The organism is Flavobacterium algoritolerans, from assembly GCF_030010385.1.
GTDB classification, from domain to species: Bacteria; Bacteroidota; Bacteroidia; order Flavobacteriales; family Flavobacteriaceae; genus Flavobacterium; species Flavobacterium algoritolerans.
The window spans coordinates 71,123-88,577 of sequence record NZ_JASCRZ010000005.1; the positions used below are offsets into that span (position 1 = coordinate 71,123).

Sequence of the window (17,455 nt, forward strand, 5' to 3'; positions counted from 1 at the left end):
CCACTTTTTTAGCAATTTACAAGTTTTATAACTTTTACCATCCTTTACTGCTATCATCAGTCATAAAATTATGACAGAACACAAATGGAAATAAAACTACAAAAAAGCAAACTGAAACCAATGCAAAAGTTAAAAAGAGATATTTGTTTCCAAATGTAACAACATTGAATTATTTTAGACCAATTATTGACACGGCCAACACTAATTTAAAATCATTCAAATTATGAAATTAAAAATTCCATTTTTTTTACTTCTTGGACTAAGCTTAAGCACTTTTGCCCAAGAAAATTTAAGCTATCAAAAACCTTCCAAATCAATCGCTGATTTAGCTGATTATGAAAGAGCGCCTTCGGTATCAATGGACACCAAAAAAGAATACATGCTGCTTACGTATAGAAACACGTATAAATCACTAGACGATTTAAACCAAGATGAATTGCGTTTAGGAGGATTGAGAATTAATCCAGTCACTAATATTTCGAGTACCGTTACGTATATCAACAACCTTAAATTACGTAAAATAAAAGAAAAAGAAGAAGTACAGGTTGCAGGTTTGCCAACAAATCCTCGTATCAGTAATATCTCTTGGTCGCCAAATGATAAAAAAATATTGTTTTCACACACTACAGCTACTGGAGTTGAGCTTTGGTTTATCGACGTAGTTTCAGCGAAAGCTACCAAATTAACAGCCGCTACTGTAAACGCTAATCTTGGAAATCCATTCAGTTGGATGAATGACAACGAAACTATTTTGGTAAAAATGTTACCGAAAAACAGAGCAGCACTTTTGGATGCCAAAAAAGATTTGCCAACCGGTCCGATAATTTCGAATGCCGATGGTGCTAAATCTCAAAACAGAACGTATCCTGATATGTTGAAAAACAAGAATGACGAAATCAATTTTGAGAATATCATCACGTCTGAATTGTATAAAATAAACCTGAACGGAACGGCAACTTTGTTCAAAAATGCAGATATGTATGCCGGAGAAAGCTTCTCTCCTGATGGAAATTACATCATGCTGACTACCATTCAAAAACCATTTTCATACATCGTTCCATTGAACCGTTTTCCATCAAAATCAGTGGTCTATGATAAGGCTGGAAACGAAGTTAAAGTAGTGAATGAAGTACCGCTGACTGAAATTATCCCTAAAGGTTTCATGGCTGTTCGCAAAGGAAAAAGAAATATGAGCTGGAGAGCAGACAAGCCGGCAACATTAGTTTACGCTGAAGCTTTAGACGCTGGAGACCCAGCAAATAAAGTAGAATTCAGAGACGAAGTTTTTCTTTGGAACGCTCCATTTGATGCAGCAGCAACTTCATTGGTGAAAACTCCGCAACGCTACAGCCGAATGATTTGGGGGAACGACAACGTTGCGATTGTTTCAGATGAATGGTATGATACACGTAATACTAAAACGTATTTAATCAATCCATCGAATCCAAGTCAGGCGCCAAAAGTAATTTCCGACAGAAACTCTCAGGATGTGTATTCCGATCCAGGGAATTTTGAAACCAGAAAAAACCAATACAACAGATATGTTTTGGCTATCGAAAATGACAATGCGTATCTTATTGGGGATGGATTTACTAAAAACGGACAATTTCCTTTTATCAGTGAATTTAATTTGAAAACTTTACAGTCAAATCGTCTGTACACATCGACTTACACCGATAAAAAAGAAGATTTATTAGAGATTGAAGACTTCAAAAAAGGAACTGTTTTAGTACAAATCCAGTCTAAAAACGAGTACCCAAATTATTACCTTAGAAACATCAAACAAAAAAACAAGCTGACGCCAATTACCGCATTCAAAAATCCTTTTGAAAGTATCAAAAACGTGAGTAAAGAAGTGATTAAATACAAACGTAAAGATGGTGTTGAATTATCTGGAACGTTGTATTTACCGGTTGGTTACGACAAGGTGAAAAAAGAAAAAATGCCATTGTTGATTTGGGCGTATCCAGCAGAATACAAAGACAAAAATTCAGCGGGACAAAGCACACAAAACCCTAATGAATTCACATTTCCTAGTTATGGATCTTTCGTATATTGGGTAACCAAAGGATATGTCGTTCTTGATGATGCTGCTTTTCCTATTATTGGTGAAGGAACAACGGAGCCAAATGATAATTTCATGACGCAATTAGTTGACAATGCAGAAGCCGCGATTAATGCGGTAGATGCTTTGGGATACATCAACAGAAAAAAAGTAGCCGTTGGCGGTCACTCGTATGGTGCTTTTATGACGGCTAATTTATTGACACATTCTAATCTTTTTGCTTGCGGAATTGCCCGAAGTGGTGCGTATAACAGAACGTTGACTCCTTTTGGTTTCCAAACTGAACAACGCAACTACTGGGAAACTCCTGAAGTGTACAATACAATGTCGCCATTCATGAATGCTGATAAAATGAAAACACCAATGCTTTTGGTACACGGTGAAGCCGATAATAATCCAGGAACATTTACTTTGCAAACGGAACGTTATTTTCAAGCTCTGAAAGGCTTAGGTGCTCCGGCAAGAATGGTTATTCTTCCAAAAGAAGCACACAGTTATGTAGCCAAAGAGAATATTTTGCATTTGCTTTGGGAACAAGATCAGTTCTTAGAAAAGTATTTGAAGAATTAACTTCGAAAGTAGTAATCAGTGATCAGCTATAAATGATACGAAAGCAGAACTTAGCACAAAACCCCGAAATCATATTGATTTCGGGGTTTTGTTTTTTCACGAGAATACTGTTATAAAAGTTATAAACAGATTCGAATTCAGATAGTTATAAGAAGTGGAAATCACTGAATACTGAGCACTGATTATTGAACACTTGTTCTCAGGATAACATCAAGTACACTTCCTGATTGAATTCAAATTCCGAATCATGTTCGAAGAAAATCGCTCGTCTCTCAAAAGCCGCTTTGACTAAATAATGGCTTCCTTTGAAATAACATTGTTTCACAACCGCTTTCATTATAGCGTTGTCCACTACTTTCAATTGATGTGGATATAATAAAAGTGCTGCGTCTTCGTCATTCTCAAGGTCAATTAATTGAGATAATTTCAACTCATTTACTTCTCCAAAAAGAGAAGCAATGTATTTATTAGCCGGATTTTCATACAAGGCTTTTGAGTCGCCTTTTGCAACTACTTTTCCGTTTTGAACCACAATCGTTTCGTCAGAGAAAGACAAAGCATCCGTACTGTCATGCGTGGCAATAATACAGGTAACACCTTTGTCTTTTAAGTAACGGAATAAATTGCGACGCAAAGAATTCTTTCTGAAAGAATCAATTTGACTGAAGGGTTCGTCGAGCAAAATAATTTGGGGTTCCAAAGCCAAAACCCTTGCCAAAGCCACTCGTTGTTGCTGTCCACCACTTAGGAATTTCGCTTTTACTTTTGCGAAAGCGGTCATTTCGACCATGTCCAATAACTCTTGAACACGGGCTTTCTTCTCCTCAGGATACATATTCGACAGGAACTTACCCACATTTTCTTCGACAGTTATGTAGGGCATCAAATCGAAATCCTGTGCTAAATATTTAATGTAATCTTCTCCCGGAACAAGATTGTATTTAGGACCCAAAATAGGTTTTTCATTATAGGTTATTGCTCCGCTATCCAAATCATATAATCCGTATATGAGTTTTAGCAACGTACTTTTACCGCAACCGCTTTCGCCAATAATAGCGGTGTTTTGACCTTTGGCAATAGTAAAACTTACATTTTCAATAACGGGTTTGTCAATGTAAGTAAAGGAAATATCTTTTATCTCGAGCATCATCTGTATTTAAGAGTGCAAATTTACAATGTTTAATTCAAATTTAGGCACAAAAAAAGGCTGCTTCTTGACGAAACAGCCTTTGTTTATATAGTATTTTTTGCTTAGTTTTTCACTTCAGCTTCGGCATCTTTAATCATTTTCTCATTTGCTGTAATAGCAAATTCAACACGACGGTTTTGGCTTCTACCCTCAACTGTTCCATTTGAAGCAATTGGATCAGCAATTCCTAAACCAGTAACTTGAAATCTACTTGAAGACACCCCTTTACTAGCTAAATAATTTCTAACTGACGCTGCTCTTTCTCCTGAAAGTTTTAAGTTATAATCAGCTGGACCAGTACTGTCTGTATATCCGTAAATAGTAATATTAGTATCAGGATATTCTCCAAAAACAGGAACTAATTTATCTAAATTTGCTTTTGCAGTAGCTGTCAAAGATGATTTATTAGTATCAAAACGCACTGCATTTTCATTCAAAACTAATTTAATACCTTCTCCTACACGAACTACTTCAGCTCCTGGAAGTGCAGCATCAATTTCTCTTGCTTGTTTGTCCATTTTGTTACCAATAACTCCACCGGCAACTCCACCTACAACTCCACCTAATACAGCTCCTAGTGCGCCGTTACCACCTTTACCAAGATTGTTCCCAAGAACACCTCCAAGAACGGCTCCTGCAACAGCACCTATTCCTGCTCCTCTTTGTGTTTTATTCGTATTTTTTACTGCTTCACAGCTGGTAAACATTGAACCTATAATCATTATTGTTGCCATTGCAACTATTGAAATCTTTTTCATATCTAAATTTTTTATTAATTAACTTTTTGAAATTGGTACACTACATTCGTCATTTTCCCTCCAACATCGATTTTATCAATCAATTGAAAAGAAGATTCTGTTTGATTCGCTACATATAAAATATAACCATCTCTCACTTTTCTTGCTTTTTCACCTGCATCAAGAATTTTTAAGATAAACTGACCATCATTATTAACAAACCAAGTAATTGGTGAGCTAAATGATACACAATTTGCTTTTGTCAAAGCCATATTTCCTTTATTGTTATTAGAAACAAATTTCCATGTACTTCCTACAAAACATTCCGAATCCGCAAGTTGAAAACTATTCACTTTAATATATTGTGAACCTGGATATGTTACAGAGCTGATTGTCCAATTTCCTTTCATAGCAACTTGAGCCTTTCTATCTGTATTCGTACTTGTCACTGATGTTGACTTACATGCGAACATCAAAACAGCTAACGTGCATACTAAAATTATTTTTCTCATTTTTTTAAAATTTAATGAATTAATACTTACACAAAGATACGATGCAAGAAAAAGAAAATTGTTTCAAAATTAAAGTATTTTGTATCATAATTAACGCTTACGACAATTTGTCACTTCAATTGTAATTGGTATTCTATTTGAAAGAATCATATCCATTAAAATAAACTTAAAAATTCAAAATATGACAACAGGTAAAATTAATGTTTCGGTAGAGAACATCTTTCCCTTAATCAAGAAATTCTTATACAGTGATCACGAAATTTTCTTGCGTGAATTAATTTCTAATGGAACGGATGCAACACTTAAATTAAAACATTTAACAAGCATTGGCGAAGCCAAAGTAGAATACGGAAACCCAATTATCGAAGTAAAAATTGATAAGGATGGTAAAAAATTACACATCATCGATCAAGGTTTAGGAATGACTGCGGATGAAGTGGAGAAATACATCAACCAAGTGGCATTTTCTGGAGCTGAGGAGTTTTTGGACAAATACAAAGATTCTGCTAAAGATTCTGGAATTATTGGACATTTTGGTCTTGGTTTTTATTCTGCTTTTATGGTTGCCGAAAAAGTGGAAATCATCACTAAATCTTTCAAAGATGAACCAGCTGCACACTGGACTTGCGACGGAAGCCCGGAATTCACATTAGAACCAGCTGACAAAACTTCTCGTGGAACAGAAATCATTTTGCATATCGCCGAAGACTCTTTGGAATTCTTGGAAGAATACAAAATCAAGGAACTGTTGAACAAGTACAATAAGTTCATGCCGATTCCAATTAAATTTGGAACCAAAAAAGAAAAAATAGAGCAAAAAAAGGGTGAAGAAGTTGCTGAAGAAGATAAAGACAAAACTTTCACGGAAGTTGAAGTAGACAACATCATCAACAACCCAAATCCGGCTTGGACGAAACAACCAACTGAATTATCATCGGAGGATTACAAGAATTTCTACCATGAATTGTATCCAATGCAGTTTGAAGAACCATTATTCCACATTCATTTAAATGTAGATTATCCGTTTAACTTAACCGGTATTTTGTATTTCCCAAAATTAGGTTCTGATTTACAAATTCAGAAAGATAAAATCCAATTGTACCAAAATCAAGTGTACGTAACGGATAATGTAGAAGGGATTGTTCCTGAATTTTTAATGATGCTGAAAGGTGTTGTTGATTCTCCAGACATTCCGTTGAATGTATCGCGTTCTGGATTGCAAGCGGATGCTGCAGTGAAGAAAATCTCCAATTATATCACGCGTAAAGTAGCCGATAAATTAAAATCGTTATTTACTGAAAACCGTGAAGATTTTGAACAAAAATGGAACGACATCAAAATCGTTTTGGAGTACGGAATGCTTTCTGAAGATAAATTCTACGAAAAAGCAGGTGCGTTTGTTTTGTATCCAACAGTTGACGGTAAATTTTTCACATTAGAAGAATTAAAAGAAAATCTTGCTGCGAACCAAACCGATAAAGACGGAAAATTAGTAGTTTTATATGCTGGAAATAAAGAAGCGCAACACTCTTATATCGAAATTGCAAAAGATAAAGGATATGAAGTATTATTGCTTGATTCTCCAATTATCTCGCATTTAATTCAAAAAATTGAAGGCGATAACAGCAACATGACTTTTGTACGTGTCGATTCAGATCATATTGATAATTTAATCAAGAAAGAGGAAACTACCATTTCTAAATTATCCGAAGAAGAACAAACGAACTTAAAAACCGTTCTGGAAGCTATTGTTCCTAAACAAACCTATTCTGTACAACTAGAAGCTTTAGACAGTAATGCTTCGCCATTTATCATCACGCAACCGGAATTCATGCGTAGAATGAAAGAAATGAGTCAATCTGGCGGTGGTGGAATGTTCGGAATGGGAAATATGCCAGAAATGTACAATTTAGTGGTAAATACCAATTCTGAATTGGCGACAAGCATTCTAAACAACAAAGACAAATCAGCTCAGGAAAGTTTGGTAAAACAAGCGCTTGACTTAGCTAAATTATCACAAAACCTATTAAAAGGAGAGGCATTAACGGCTTTCGTGAAAAGAAGTTTTGAGATGATTAAATAGATTATTAGACTTTTAGATCGTTCGATTATTAGACTAAACCTGCAAGCGTAAACTTGCAGGTTTTTTTGTTTAGGAGCAGAACGATGGTTTTCCACAATGTTTATCAAAATACTCAGACCAGCTCACTCGTTAAATAATCGGTTGTAACTATTTGTAATGAATTATCTATATATTTGAATTGAAATAAAGTCTGATGGTGTCAGGCCTATCTACCCAATTTAAGGGTGATATGCCAGATGGCGTCAGTACTATATACTAGTTAGCAGTTATTTTATAACAACAACTTTAAAATGTTTGATTTAGAATTATATATTTATGGAATATTACCAATGATTATTGGTTTGCTAATCCTATTGAAATCAATTCAAATTTCATTTGATAAGAAAACTATTTTCAATTGGATAATGTTATCGATTATAGTTTTGTCTTCCGTATTGGCAGAATATATTCTTGGAGTAATTACATTTACAAATGCTTGGCCAACATATACACCGCACATTTTATTGAGTTTGAATTTAATATTATTATCTGCTCAAATTTTAATAAAAAAGAAGACTCAAAGCGTTATCAAATAGAAAATTAATTCCCCCGCTATCGCGAGCGTCTCACTCGTGCCCATAAACAAAATCAGATTTTTTGTAATTTCATTTAGAAGGATCATCGATCCGATAGCGCAGTTTTGCAAACTGTGCCCACAACGGGAAGCAACTAAACTAAATAATCGAAAGGAATGAATTTACTTTTGTCCCAATAGGATTTATTATAACAGAGAACAATACAAATTACCTGCTATAAAATAAAGCCGTTTTTTCTAAACAAGAAAAAACGGCTTTTTGCAAACTTCAATATATTAAAAAAGGCCTAATCGTAAGCTGGGAGCGCGCACGCCTATTTGTGCATTTACCGAAGTATTGCTTGGTCTTCTTTGATAATTTCTTTGATCGTATTCATAATAATAAAATCTCGCGTGTCCATAAAAGGAATCGCTATGGTGGCAATGGATATCGCAATAAGAATGATGCATTGTATAAACATCTTGCTTGCTGGCAATATAAGCCCGATACGCTTTTCTATTCTTTTTTTTCAAATCCTTTTCATACTCTTTTTGCTCTTTCCAAAAGGCTTTCTCTTCGACTTTCGTTTTAGCCTTAAATGTTAATTCATAGTTGGCATCTTCACTACCCCTTTGTTGATAATAAGTAATTTGATCTGAATTGACATTTATGTTTGTTTCACTTTTCACATTGCCTTCTTGTGCTTGTACAGTTACTATTGTTCCCGAAAAAAGCAGGATCATTAAATATTTAATTGCTTTCATAATTTTAATTTTTTGTTACAGTTATTATTGTTAGCATTTCTAACTTTAATAGTAAGACAACTATAAAGCACTTTACCCTACCTAAAAGTTGTAATTAATTTAAAATATATCGAGACAGTGTAAATTGCCAATTAATCAAACTCCGCATTACTCTTGCTTTTTTTTAATAAAAAAAACATGATCCGATATGTTGCGTGATTTTAAAAAATATACATCTAAAAAAATTATTCAGACTATTATAGATGAACCGAAAAGCAGGAGAGAATGGATATTGGATTATTTTAAAAAACTTGTCAACATTTAAAACAGGAACAGCAATACAAAGTTTGGCAAAACGGGTATTATGGGAACATATTTACAACAATAAATTTATAAAACAAAAAATGGATTACATACACAACAATCCTGTAAATGAAAAAATTGTAACGATGCCGGAAGATCATTATTTCAGTTCTGCAAGAAATTATGTTACATTAGAAAATGAATTAGTAGTAGTAGTAGTAGTAGTAGTAGTAGTAGTAGATTTATTTTAGTTGCCAATTGAAATAGGCACAGTTTGCAAAACTGCACTAACGAATCTCTATAAAGAAGAGCTTTCGAATTCCAAACCATAAACAGTATTCCAAGTAAAAAAAACCTGCAAGCGTCAACTTACAGGTTTTCTATTTTATTTCATTTCCATTGTCATAGATAGTTTAATCTACTGTTTTGTATGCCTTAAGATATTCTACTGCCTCAATTTCAGCAGTTGTAATTTCTAAATTATCCGAATAATGATTCGTTTCGTAATGGTCTAAAACTCCTTTTAGATCCAAAGCTTTAATTTGCAACTTAGCTTTTTGTCTAAATCGAGACAATTCTTTCTCTACAATCACTAATTTTTCCTTTGATATTTTTAGTTTTCCTTTTTTATATTGTGACAAATTATAGATTTCAAGTAAATCCATTTCTTCAACTTGCTGTATTAAGATTTTCAAATTAAAAGGGTTTTCAACTAATGGTAAAATAATCCGGATTGATCTAATAATTCTTTTCACAACGGTAGGATCTTCCTTGCCCCATTGAAAAATCTGATCGTAGCAAAAGTCAATGAATTCTTCAAAATTAAATTCATTTACCTGTATTTTTTTGGAACCCAAAGTCCTCGAATCCGTAGAAGGAAATTCTCTTATGGCTAATTCTTTTGCTATTTCCCCAATCTGGTCAATACAATTCAAACAAGTCGTTGGATCATTCACCGCAGGAGAAATGGCTTTTATGGCAATATCAACCAGTTTTCTGACACCAAAATTCACATCTTGCGTATGGCTTCTGAACAACTTAACTTTAAAAGTAGTGCTGACAATTGCCTCTAATTCTTTCTTCAAACGAAGTATCTGATTCATTTGGAGTTCCTCGCTAAAAACTAAAACCATGAGCGTTGTGGTATCTTTCATAATAAATTCCCCTACAATTGGTTTTTGATAGGCGTTTTCAAAAAAAACACCCACATCAGAACTATTGATATATTCTGTTATTTTTTCCAATCTTTTATAATTCACGCTGTCTAAATAGCCTGTTTCAAAAGAACTTACAATTTTCACTTGAAATTTATCAGGATTTATTTTGGAACGTTTGTAAAGGAGATTCTTTCCTACACTCCAATTTTCCTGATACAACACATTGATTTCTTCAACCATTTCCGATTTGATTCCATTTGTAATACTGGAAACATTCATGTTGATACTTAAATAGCTAATCATGTTAGGATAAGACCATACCAGACAATAAAAAGCAAGAAGTGAACCTGTAGTCAGTGTTAAGAGAAAAGAAGTTTGGTAAAAAACGGATGCTAATTGAGGTAATACACACAACGAAATTGTGCCCACAAACAATCCGATAAATTGTTGCATTCTAAGATTATTTGATAAAAAATGTCTCAAAATTCGGGGTGAAAACTGAGAGGAAGCCAGCTGCATTACAACAAAAACAACAGAAAAAGTAGTTAATGAAATTCCAATAAGAATGGAGATTAGAATAGTAGAAACAGGAATCAACCGATTGTAAATTTCTAATTCGTTTATTTTGAGCTTCATTCCAAAATCAACATAATAATCAATCGTCAATAAAACAGAACCAATAATAAACGCATAAATACCGCTGGTAAATGTGCCCATATGTTTTACCTGATGTTCCAATATATTTTTGATCCGCAGTTTTAATTTTTGTTTCATAATTTAAATTTCAATAAGTAAATTTAGCCTAAATAAATCTTTATCCGAAAGATTTTGATCGCTTTGTATGTCAAACAGAAAAGTAGCCGACATAGCATCCATGGCATAAACACATCCGAACTTATAAAAAGAAGATGTATTGACAGCTTTCGCATAATGAAGTTTTCATTAAATTTTAAAACATAAAAAACCTGAAAGCGTAAACTTACAGGTCTTTGTGTTTAGAATTAAAGAAATAAATTACAGCGCTATTGATTCAAAATATTTCCTTCTTCTTTTTTCTCTTTGTTTAATAAATTAGGATCTTCTTTTGCTAATTTGTTTTTGGTTGGAATTTTGTAATTCACACTGAACCCAAAACGACGTGTATCGTTTTTATTTGCTAATAACAAAGGTGTACCAACAGAGCTGAAAACAAATCGATTCGAATTAAGAACATCATCCACACTTATGGAAACGGACAATTGGTCTTTGAAAAACTTTTTAGAAAATGTTAAATCAAGCGTATTATTAAAAGGCTTCTCAGCAATGAAATAAAAATAATTCCCCTTAGACATGATGTAATTAAAGTTAGCTACAAACTTGATTTCTTTTGGCAACACAATTTGAGACATCAAATTAAACATCCAGAAACCATTGGTCTTAATTTCGGGAATTTGATGAAACTGATATGCGGTATACACGTATAAAAAGTTCATTTTATCCGGATTAATATTCATTTTCATGGTCTCTTTAAGTCCTTTTGTAAACAACATATACGGAATAGGCAATCCCACATTAAAGTTGTGAATTTTGATTTGAGGTACATTGATATTGGTATTTACCACGACATCATCGGTAAGTAATACCCTGTTGATTACCTGATTTTGAGCAGAACTAACATTATATCCGATAAAAGCATAATCAAAAGCACTCAATTTTGCTTCGTAGTTATCAAAAATAGTAGGTTGCAAATTCGGGTTTCCCGAGTAATCAATATTTGGATTCTGATAGTTGGTGTTGTTTGGATTTAAGGCAGATGTGCTTGGCAAACTTATTTTCTTGTTATAATTGACATTAAAGTAAACCGAATTACTGAAATTATATTGAGCACTGGCATTTGGAAAAAAACGGAATTGTTTAAACGGAATTAAATCAGCGATATTTGTTTTTCCAGTGATATTATAATCCTCGGCTCTACCGCCCACAATAAAATTAAACTTATCAAATTTAGATTGTAGCTCACCGTAAGCTGCTGCCGTTTTTCGCTGATAATCCAAGTTCACAATTTTCATGTTTTGGGTTTCAAAAAGAAGCGCTTCATACAAACCACCAAAGCTTATTTTCCCTTCATCAGAAAATGCAATAGGTTGCGAATAATCAACTTTAGCATTGTACAAACGCTGTGTCGAAGCATTATCTAATATAGCAACATTATTCGTTCTGGAATTCAGTGTAAAATCGTTTTGATTGCTGTTATAATTGAACTTAAAGTCTAATTTTTTAGATTTATCTTCAAACTTTTTTTGAAAAGTAACCACAAAATCCTGACGTAAAGCATCCGTAAAGGAATCATCATTAGTACTAAAACCGGGACCATTTCCTAATGTATTGCTATTATTATTGCTGTAGTTTACATCGTAATTAAATAACAATCGGTCGTTGCCAATATCAAACGTCAGTGCAGATTTCACAAAATTAGTACGCCCAATACGATCCGCTTCAGTAGTCGAAAGTATCGAAGTCGTATTGTTTTCGTTTTTTGTCAGCGAAGTCCACACTGCAGATTCTCTGTAATTTTGTCCAACATTCAATTGCCATCCAAAATATTTATTCTTAGCACTCAACAATAAACTATTATTGATTCTCCATCGTAAATGGTCGTAACTCGTAAAATTAGTACTGTTAGTATACGTAGCGCTTAAATAATTTTTAGCGTTTTTATTCGTAATAATGTTCATAATCGCACCACCGGAAGTAGCAGGGAACTCAGCTCCTGGTTGTGTAATAATTTCAATTTTTTCAATAGCATTGGCAGGCATTCCTTCCAGAAAAGAATTCAATTCATTTGAGGTAATATTAAGCGGTCTTCCATCCATAAAAACATCCAACTGCTTGCCTTGATACATTATCCCGGCCACATCTGAAGCGATAAGTCCAGGTAGTTTTTTTATTCCTTCTAATACGGATCCGGAATTCAAACTGGGCTGACCGGAAAAATCAAATATGGTTCTATCCGCTTTTTGCTCAACTGCTTTTTTAGTTTTTACAATTGCAACTTCATTCAATTCTACTGCTTTTTTGGGTTCTTCCTGAGCCGAAAGTGTGAATATTGCTGCTAAAAAAAACATACTCAATAAATGATTCTTTTTCATCGTTTCTATTTGTGTTACTCCTTTAGTAGTACTAAGGCTATAAACGTTACTAAAAAACGAGCTGATTATATAAAATTATTGTATTTCACAAGACTAAAAGATCAATTTCAGCATAGAATAACGAACTTTGCAATTCGTTTTAAACTCCAATTCTAAAACTAAATCCAAAATGATTTTACAAATAGAAACTCCGGCATTACTTTTTGGCGCAACTTCGTTGATTTTATTGGCATATACGAATCGATTTTTGACCCTTGCCACCATCGTAAGAGGATTAAAAAAAACGTATAAGGAAAAGCAAAACGATATGATTTTATTGGAAATCAAAAATTTGAACTTACGCTTGACACTGATTCGTAATATGCAAATGGCTGGCGTAATGAGTCTGTTTTTATCCGTTTTTGCCATGCTGCTATTATTTTTGGAACAACAAACTGCCGGAATTTATCTTTTTGGGCTGAGTTTATTAGGATTATTGATTTCACTAGGATTGTCATTTTGGGAAATCAGTATTTCAGTAAATGCGTTGCGATTGCATTTAAGCGATTTAGTCGATAAAGAGGTAAAATAAAATTAGCAGTGGACTTAAAAATCTTAGATTATCCTTTAATCACTTCATTGCGAAGCATAATCAAACCAGAATAACTGTCTCAAATATTAAGTCCTAATTTATACCACATAACTAGGAACTAAACCTTATCTTTGCCCGCTTTTTAAAATTGAAAAAATGATAAAGAATAGTGTATTAAAAGGAGTTTTCTTAGTAGGTCTTGGCGCAACGAGTTATGGAATGTTGGCGACTTTTGTAAAAATAGCCTACGGCGAAGGTTTCACCACACCTGAAGTTACCATTGCTCAATTTGTATATGGAATCACGGGAATGCTGCTGATTAATCTGTTTCAAAAAGCTAAAAAAGGAAATGAGGTTGTAAAAGCATCTAAGAAAAACATCACTCAATTAATGCTTGCCGGAACTTCTCTGGGAATGACGAGTATTTTTTATTACTTGGCGGTAAAATATATTCCTGTTTCTATTGCTATCGTTTTATTGATGCAAACCGTTTGGATGGGCGTTTTATTTGAAATGATTTTAGAAAAGAAAAGACCTTCCAATCAAAAAATAATTTCTGTAGTTATTGTACTAATTGGTACGGCACTTGCCACAAATCTTATTCAAAGCAAAGTAGAATTAGACTGGCGCGGTATCGTTTTAGGGCTTTTATCTGCTGCTTCCTTTACCACAACTATGTTTACCGCTAATCGTGTGGCAACACATGTTTCTTCAGCGCAACGAAGTTTGTATATGTTACTTGGTGGAGCAATAATCGTATTTGGATTTGCAATTGCGACACAAACAACCCCTTTTAATTTTCAGATTTTCATGAAATGGGGAATCATACTGGCTCTTTTTGGAACTATAATTCCACCTTTATTGTTCAATGCTGGGTTTCCACTTACAGGAATCGGGTTAGGAAGTATTGTATCTGCGCTAGAACTTCCCGTATCCGTACTGATGGCATATTTTCTTTTGAATGAAAACGTGAATCTCATCCAATGGATTGGAATAGTTTTAATCATCTTGGCAATTGTGATTATGAATGTCAACTTCAAGAAAAGGACTTAATTTCTATTTAAAAACATTTATACTCATTTAATTAAAATTTTTATAAATTCGTGATAAATAACTTTATTATGAATTTACCTTGGCATTTATATGTGATGGCTTTTGTTTACTTTATCGCAGGATTAAACCATTTCAGAAACCCGAGACTGTACCTAAAAATCATTCCTCCTTATTTTCCGAATCCAAAATTATTAAACCACATCAGCGGTTTAGCAGAAATATTTCTGGGAATATCATTGTGTATTCCGGTACTTTCAAGCTACGCTGCATGGGGAGTTATTGCCTTATTGATGGCTATTTTCCCAACGCATCTCTATATGTATTTCGATGAAAAAGCAAGAATGGGTTTGCCAAAATGGGTTTTGCTTTTGCGAATGCCATTACAATTAGTTCTCATTTTCTGGGCCTACCAATACACATAATCCAGTGAAATCACTTTTCGAATCCACATCCGAACCCATATTTCTTGACTTGCAAGACGCTGAAATCATCTATTATCCTCAGTTTTTTGACAAAGAGCAAGCCGATATTATTTTTGCCGAATTGGTAAAAGAAATTCCTTGGCAACAAGATGATATTCGGGTGTACGGAAAAACTCATCCGCAACCTCGCTTGACAGCTTTGTTTGGAAACGAAGGAAAACCCTATTCGTATTCGAATATAACCATGCAACCACATCCTTGGAATTTGCTTTTGCAAAAGCTAAAAACGGAAATCGAAAATATTGCTGATGTAAATTTCACAACCGTTTTACTCAATCAGTATCGCGACGGAAAAGACAGTAACGGCTGGCACGCCGATAACGAAAAAGAATTAGGAATAAATCCTGTAATTGCTTCAGTGAGTTTTGGTGCGGAACGTACGTTTCAGCTAAAACATAATTTAGACAAAGACCTAAAAAAAAGTATCGTTCTGCAACACGGAAGTTTATTAATAATGAAAGGAACAACACAGCATTTCTGGAAACATCAAATTCCAAAAACAGCAAAACCCATTGGTCCCAGAATAAATGGTACCTTCCGGGTAATCAAATAATTATTTTCAATAAAAATTATTAAATTTGAAATAAATACTCCAATTATGAATGATATTATTGCCTATTTTTCTACCATTCCATCATCTCACCGAAGCTTAATTCTTGTGGGTGGAATCACTTTTTTTTGGTTAATAGAAAATGCTTTTCCACTTTTTAACTTCACATATAAAAAATGGCATCATGCGGGTATTAATATCTTTATGACGTTTACCACAATAGTAGTCAACTTTTGTTTGGCGTTTATTTTATTAAAATCAGCCGATTGGACAATTGCCAATAATTTTGGAATTTTACAATGGCTGCCAGAAATGCCTTTATGGCTTTACGCATTAGTTGGATTGCTTTTATTGGATTTAATTGGTGCTTATCTAGTACATTTAGTGGAACATAAAACTAAATTCTTGTGGCGTTTTCATTTGATACATCACACCGATACTTGGATTGACACTACAACAGCAAACAGGCATCATCCGGGTGAAAGCGTAATTCGATTTACATTTACGGCAATGGGCGTTTTAATTATTGGAAGTCCCATGTGGATGGTTTTCCTGTACCAAACATTATCTGTTGTGGCAACACAATTCAATCATGCTAATATTTCGCTTCCAAAAAGAGTAGATACTATTTTGAGTTATTTTATCGTTTCTCCAGATATGCATAAAGTACACCATCACTATATTTTGCCGTATACGGATAGTAATTATGGAAATATATTTTCAATTTGGGACAGGCTTTTTGGAACCTTCATGACGCTTCCAAAAGAAGAAATCATTTATGGAATCGACACGCATCCGAAACCTGAAGAGCACAATGAATTAAAAAATTTATTAAAAATACCCTTTCAAAAACAATCTTTGAAGTAAAATAGTTAAAAAGTATAAAAAAAATGACGTTTTGAGAAAAAGTAATTATTTTTTTTCTTAATATTGGATGTAATTAAAAATGCAATTTATTAATCATTAACAACTTATTTGAATTAATTTTCACGTGATGAAAAAGAGTAACCGTAAAGAATTGAACTGGGAGCAAACAGAAAAACTTGTTACATTGGCTTTAGAAGAAAAAAATCCTTTTGAAATCATCAAAAAAGAATTTGGTTTAGCCGAAAAAGAGGTTCTTGAAATCATGAAAAAGAAAATGCCCGCAGAAAAATTTGAAATGTGGAAAAAGAAAGCGACTGCAAACAAACCAAAGCCAAAACCGGTTAAAATTGATGATTTTGATGAAGATTTGGATGGAAAATATTATATAAAAAACAAATTAGACTAGAAATAAAACTCCTGATGTTCGGGAGTTTTTGTTTTTATGCCTACTAACTTTTGCAAACTCAACAATGGTTTCAGTAACATCAAAAGACAATATTTTTATTTTTGAAATAAAAGGTTGGCACAAAATCTGGGCACTAGAAAGCAAAATTACAATCCCGAAAGAAAAAATTCTTGAAGCCTATCAAAACAAAGAAGAGTTTACTTTTTGGAAAGGTCTTAGGATGCCAGGTACTGAAATTCCTGGTTTTATAACCGCAGGAACATTTTATAAAAAAGGCAGGAATTTTTGGGATGTAATGAATAAAAAGAAAGCCATAATAGTCGCACTAGACAATCATTATTATAAAAAACTTATCATTGAAGTTGAAAATCCAGAAGCAGTAATGAAGGAATTAAACTCAAAATAATTCCACCCAAAAAATCTATTTAAATAACTAAAATTAAATATTGTCTCCAGTCTTTATAAATTGTAACAATATTACAATT

General features: G+C 33.5%; 17 protein-coding genes. 11 read left to right on the top strand and 6 right to left on the bottom strand.

Features of this window, described 5'->3' with window-relative positions; all coding sequences use genetic code 11:
- The first annotated feature begins 223 nt into the window (after positions 1–223).
- A complete protein-coding gene (locus QLS65_RS11465; RefSeq protein ID WP_282717809.1) occupies positions 224–2,635 on the top strand; it encodes an alpha/beta hydrolase family protein in 2,412 nt (803 codons plus the stop codon).
- A 199-nt stretch (positions 2,636–2,834) separates the two neighbouring features.
- Here QLS65_RS11465 and QLS65_RS11470 read toward each other — a convergent pair whose 3' ends face one another.
- The 3 genes from QLS65_RS11470 to QLS65_RS11480 form a co-directional block, all read right to left on the bottom strand.
- Complete coding sequence (locus QLS65_RS11470; protein ID WP_282717811.1) at positions 2,835–3,782, bottom strand: ABC transporter ATP-binding protein; 948 nt, start codon at positions 3,780–3,782, stop codon at positions 2,835–2,837.
- 104 nt (positions 3,783–3,886) lie between these two features.
- Positions 3,887–4,582 (bottom strand): YiaD family glycine zipper/OmpA-like lipoprotein, encoded by a 696-nt coding sequence (locus QLS65_RS11475; RefSeq protein WP_282717813.1) that lies wholly within the window; start codon positions 4,580–4,582, stop codon positions 3,887–3,889.
- 14 nt (positions 4,583–4,596) lie between these two features.
- On the bottom strand, positions 4,597–5,073 hold the full coding sequence (locus tag QLS65_RS11480) for a lipocalin family protein (protein ID WP_121341071.1): 477 nt from the start codon (positions 5,071–5,073) through the stop codon (positions 4,597–4,599).
- A gap of 181 nt (positions 5,074–5,254) precedes the next feature.
- On the opposite strand from QLS65_RS11480, the gene htpG reads away from it, so the two are divergent.
- Together htpG and QLS65_RS11490 are read left to right on the top strand one after the other, a co-directional pair.
- A complete protein-coding gene (htpG, locus tag QLS65_RS11485; protein WP_282717819.1) occupies positions 5,255–7,156 on the top strand; it encodes a molecular chaperone HtpG in 1,902 nt (633 codons plus the stop codon).
- A 290-nt stretch (positions 7,157–7,446) separates the two neighbouring features.
- Positions 7,447–7,731, top strand: a complete 285-nt coding sequence (locus tag QLS65_RS11490; RefSeq protein ID WP_282711558.1) for a hypothetical protein — start codon at positions 7,447–7,449, stop codon at positions 7,729–7,731.
- A 275-nt stretch (positions 7,732–8,006) separates the two neighbouring features.
- On the opposite strand, the gene QLS65_RS11495 is transcribed toward QLS65_RS11490, so the two are convergent.
- Positions 8,007–8,474, bottom strand: coding sequence for a hypothetical protein (locus QLS65_RS11495; protein WP_282717826.1), 468 nt, complete (start codon positions 8,472–8,474; stop codon positions 8,007–8,009).
- A 242-nt stretch (positions 8,475–8,716) separates the two neighbouring features.
- Between QLS65_RS11495 and QLS65_RS11500 the strand changes: the two genes are divergently transcribed.
- Entirely contained in the window at positions 8,717–9,007 is a 291-nt protein-coding gene (locus tag QLS65_RS11500; protein ID WP_345959734.1) for a hypothetical protein, read from the top strand.
- 162 nt (positions 9,008–9,169) lie between these two features.
- Here the strand turns inward: QLS65_RS11500 and QLS65_RS11505 are convergent, their stop codons facing one another.
- Both QLS65_RS11505 and QLS65_RS11510 read right to left on the bottom strand, forming a co-directional pair.
- Positions 9,170–10,687, bottom strand: coding sequence for a DUF2254 family protein (locus QLS65_RS11505; RefSeq protein WP_282717828.1), 1,518 nt, complete (start codon positions 10,685–10,687; stop codon positions 9,170–9,172).
- A gap of 248 nt (positions 10,688–10,935) precedes the next feature.
- Positions 10,936–13,041 carry an outer membrane beta-barrel family protein gene (locus tag QLS65_RS11510; protein ID WP_282717830.1) on the bottom strand — a complete coding sequence of 702 codons (2,106 nt, stop codon included), beginning with the start codon at positions 13,039–13,041 and terminating at the stop codon, positions 10,936–10,938.
- A 169-nt stretch (positions 13,042–13,210) separates the two neighbouring features.
- Between QLS65_RS11510 and QLS65_RS11515 the strand changes: the two genes are divergently transcribed.
- The 7 genes from QLS65_RS11515 to QLS65_RS11545 all read left to right on the top strand — a co-directional run bounded on the left by QLS65_RS11515 (position 13,211) and on the right by QLS65_RS11545 (position 17,376).
- Positions 13,211–13,612 carry a DUF2721 domain-containing protein gene (locus QLS65_RS11515; protein WP_282711562.1) on the top strand — a complete coding sequence of 134 codons (402 nt, stop codon included), beginning with the start codon at positions 13,211–13,213 and terminating at the stop codon, positions 13,610–13,612.
- A 156-nt stretch (positions 13,613–13,768) separates the two neighbouring features.
- On the top strand, positions 13,769–14,665 hold the full coding sequence (locus tag QLS65_RS11520) for an EamA family transporter (protein WP_282711563.1): 897 nt from the start codon (positions 13,769–13,771) through the stop codon (positions 14,663–14,665).
- A 68-nt stretch (positions 14,666–14,733) separates the two neighbouring features.
- The gene (locus QLS65_RS11525; protein WP_282711564.1) at positions 14,734–15,087 is read left to right on the top strand and encodes a DoxX family protein; all 354 of its coding nucleotides are present in this window, start codon (positions 14,734–14,736) and stop codon (positions 15,085–15,087) included.
- 4 nt (positions 15,088–15,091) lie between these two features.
- The gene (locus QLS65_RS11530) at positions 15,092–15,700 is read left to right on the top strand and encodes an alpha-ketoglutarate-dependent dioxygenase AlkB family protein (RefSeq protein WP_282717832.1); all 609 of its coding nucleotides are present in this window, start codon (positions 15,092–15,094) and stop codon (positions 15,698–15,700) included.
- 45 nt (positions 15,701–15,745) lie between these two features.
- Complete coding sequence (locus QLS65_RS11535) at positions 15,746–16,564, top strand: sterol desaturase family protein (protein ID WP_282717834.1); 819 nt, start codon at positions 15,746–15,748, stop codon at positions 16,562–16,564.
- A gap of 127 nt (positions 16,565–16,691) precedes the next feature.
- Positions 16,692–16,970 carry a DUF2805 domain-containing protein gene (locus QLS65_RS11540; RefSeq protein WP_035670363.1) on the top strand — a complete coding sequence of 93 codons (279 nt, stop codon included), beginning with the start codon at positions 16,692–16,694 and terminating at the stop codon, positions 16,968–16,970.
- Positions 16,971–17,034: 64 nt separating this feature from the next.
- Positions 17,035–17,376, top strand: coding sequence for a hypothetical protein (locus QLS65_RS11545; protein ID WP_282711567.1), 342 nt, complete (start codon positions 17,035–17,037; stop codon positions 17,374–17,376).
- The last annotated feature ends 79 nt before the right edge of the window (positions 17,377–17,455 follow it).

What these genes read in the sequence shown, in the direction of transcription:
- QLS65_RS11465 (WP_282717809.1), top strand. Translation starts at nt 224, where the DNA reads ATGAAATTAAAAATTCCATTTTTTTTACTTCTTGGACTAAGCTTAAGC.
- QLS65_RS11470 (WP_282717811.1), bottom strand. Translation starts at nt 3,782, where the DNA reads ATGCTCGAGATAAAAGATATTTCCTTTACTTACATTGACAAACCCGTT.
- QLS65_RS11475 (WP_282717813.1), bottom strand. Translation starts at nt 4,582, where the DNA reads ATGAAAAAGATTTCAATAGTTGCAATGGCAACAATAATGATTATAGGT.
- QLS65_RS11480 (WP_121341071.1), bottom strand. Translation starts at nt 5,073, where the DNA reads ATGAGAAAAATAATTTTAGTATGCACGTTAGCTGTTTTGATGTTCGCA.
- htpG (WP_282717819.1), top strand. Translation starts at nt 5,255, where the DNA reads ATGACAACAGGTAAAATTAATGTTTCGGTAGAGAACATCTTTCCCTTA.
- QLS65_RS11490 (WP_282711558.1), top strand. Translation starts at nt 7,447, where the DNA reads ATGTTTGATTTAGAATTATATATTTATGGAATATTACCAATGATTATT.
- QLS65_RS11495 (WP_282717826.1), bottom strand. Translation starts at nt 8,474, where the DNA reads ATGAAAGCAATTAAATATTTAATGATCCTGCTTTTTTCGGGAACAATA.
- QLS65_RS11500 (WP_345959734.1), top strand. Translation starts at nt 8,717, where the DNA reads ATGAACCGAAAAGCAGGAGAGAATGGATATTGGATTATTTTAAAAAAC.
- QLS65_RS11505 (WP_282717828.1), bottom strand. Translation starts at nt 10,687, where the DNA reads ATGAAACAAAAATTAAAACTGCGGATCAAAAATATATTGGAACATCAG.
- QLS65_RS11510 (WP_282717830.1), bottom strand. Translation starts at nt 13,041, where the DNA reads ATGAAAAAGAATCATTTATTGAGTATGTTTTTTTTAGCAGCAATATTC.
- QLS65_RS11515 (WP_282711562.1), top strand. Translation starts at nt 13,211, where the DNA reads ATGATTTTACAAATAGAAACTCCGGCATTACTTTTTGGCGCAACTTCG.
- QLS65_RS11520 (WP_282711563.1), top strand. Translation starts at nt 13,769, where the DNA reads ATGATAAAGAATAGTGTATTAAAAGGAGTTTTCTTAGTAGGTCTTGGC.
- QLS65_RS11525 (WP_282711564.1), top strand. Translation starts at nt 14,734, where the DNA reads ATGAATTTACCTTGGCATTTATATGTGATGGCTTTTGTTTACTTTATC.
- QLS65_RS11535 (WP_282717834.1), top strand. Translation starts at nt 15,746, where the DNA reads ATGAATGATATTATTGCCTATTTTTCTACCATTCCATCATCTCACCGA.
- QLS65_RS11540 (WP_035670363.1), top strand. Translation starts at nt 16,692, where the DNA reads ATGAAAAAGAGTAACCGTAAAGAATTGAACTGGGAGCAAACAGAAAAA.
- QLS65_RS11545 (WP_282711567.1), top strand. Translation starts at nt 17,035, where the DNA reads ATGGTTTCAGTAACATCAAAAGACAATATTTTTATTTTTGAAATAAAA.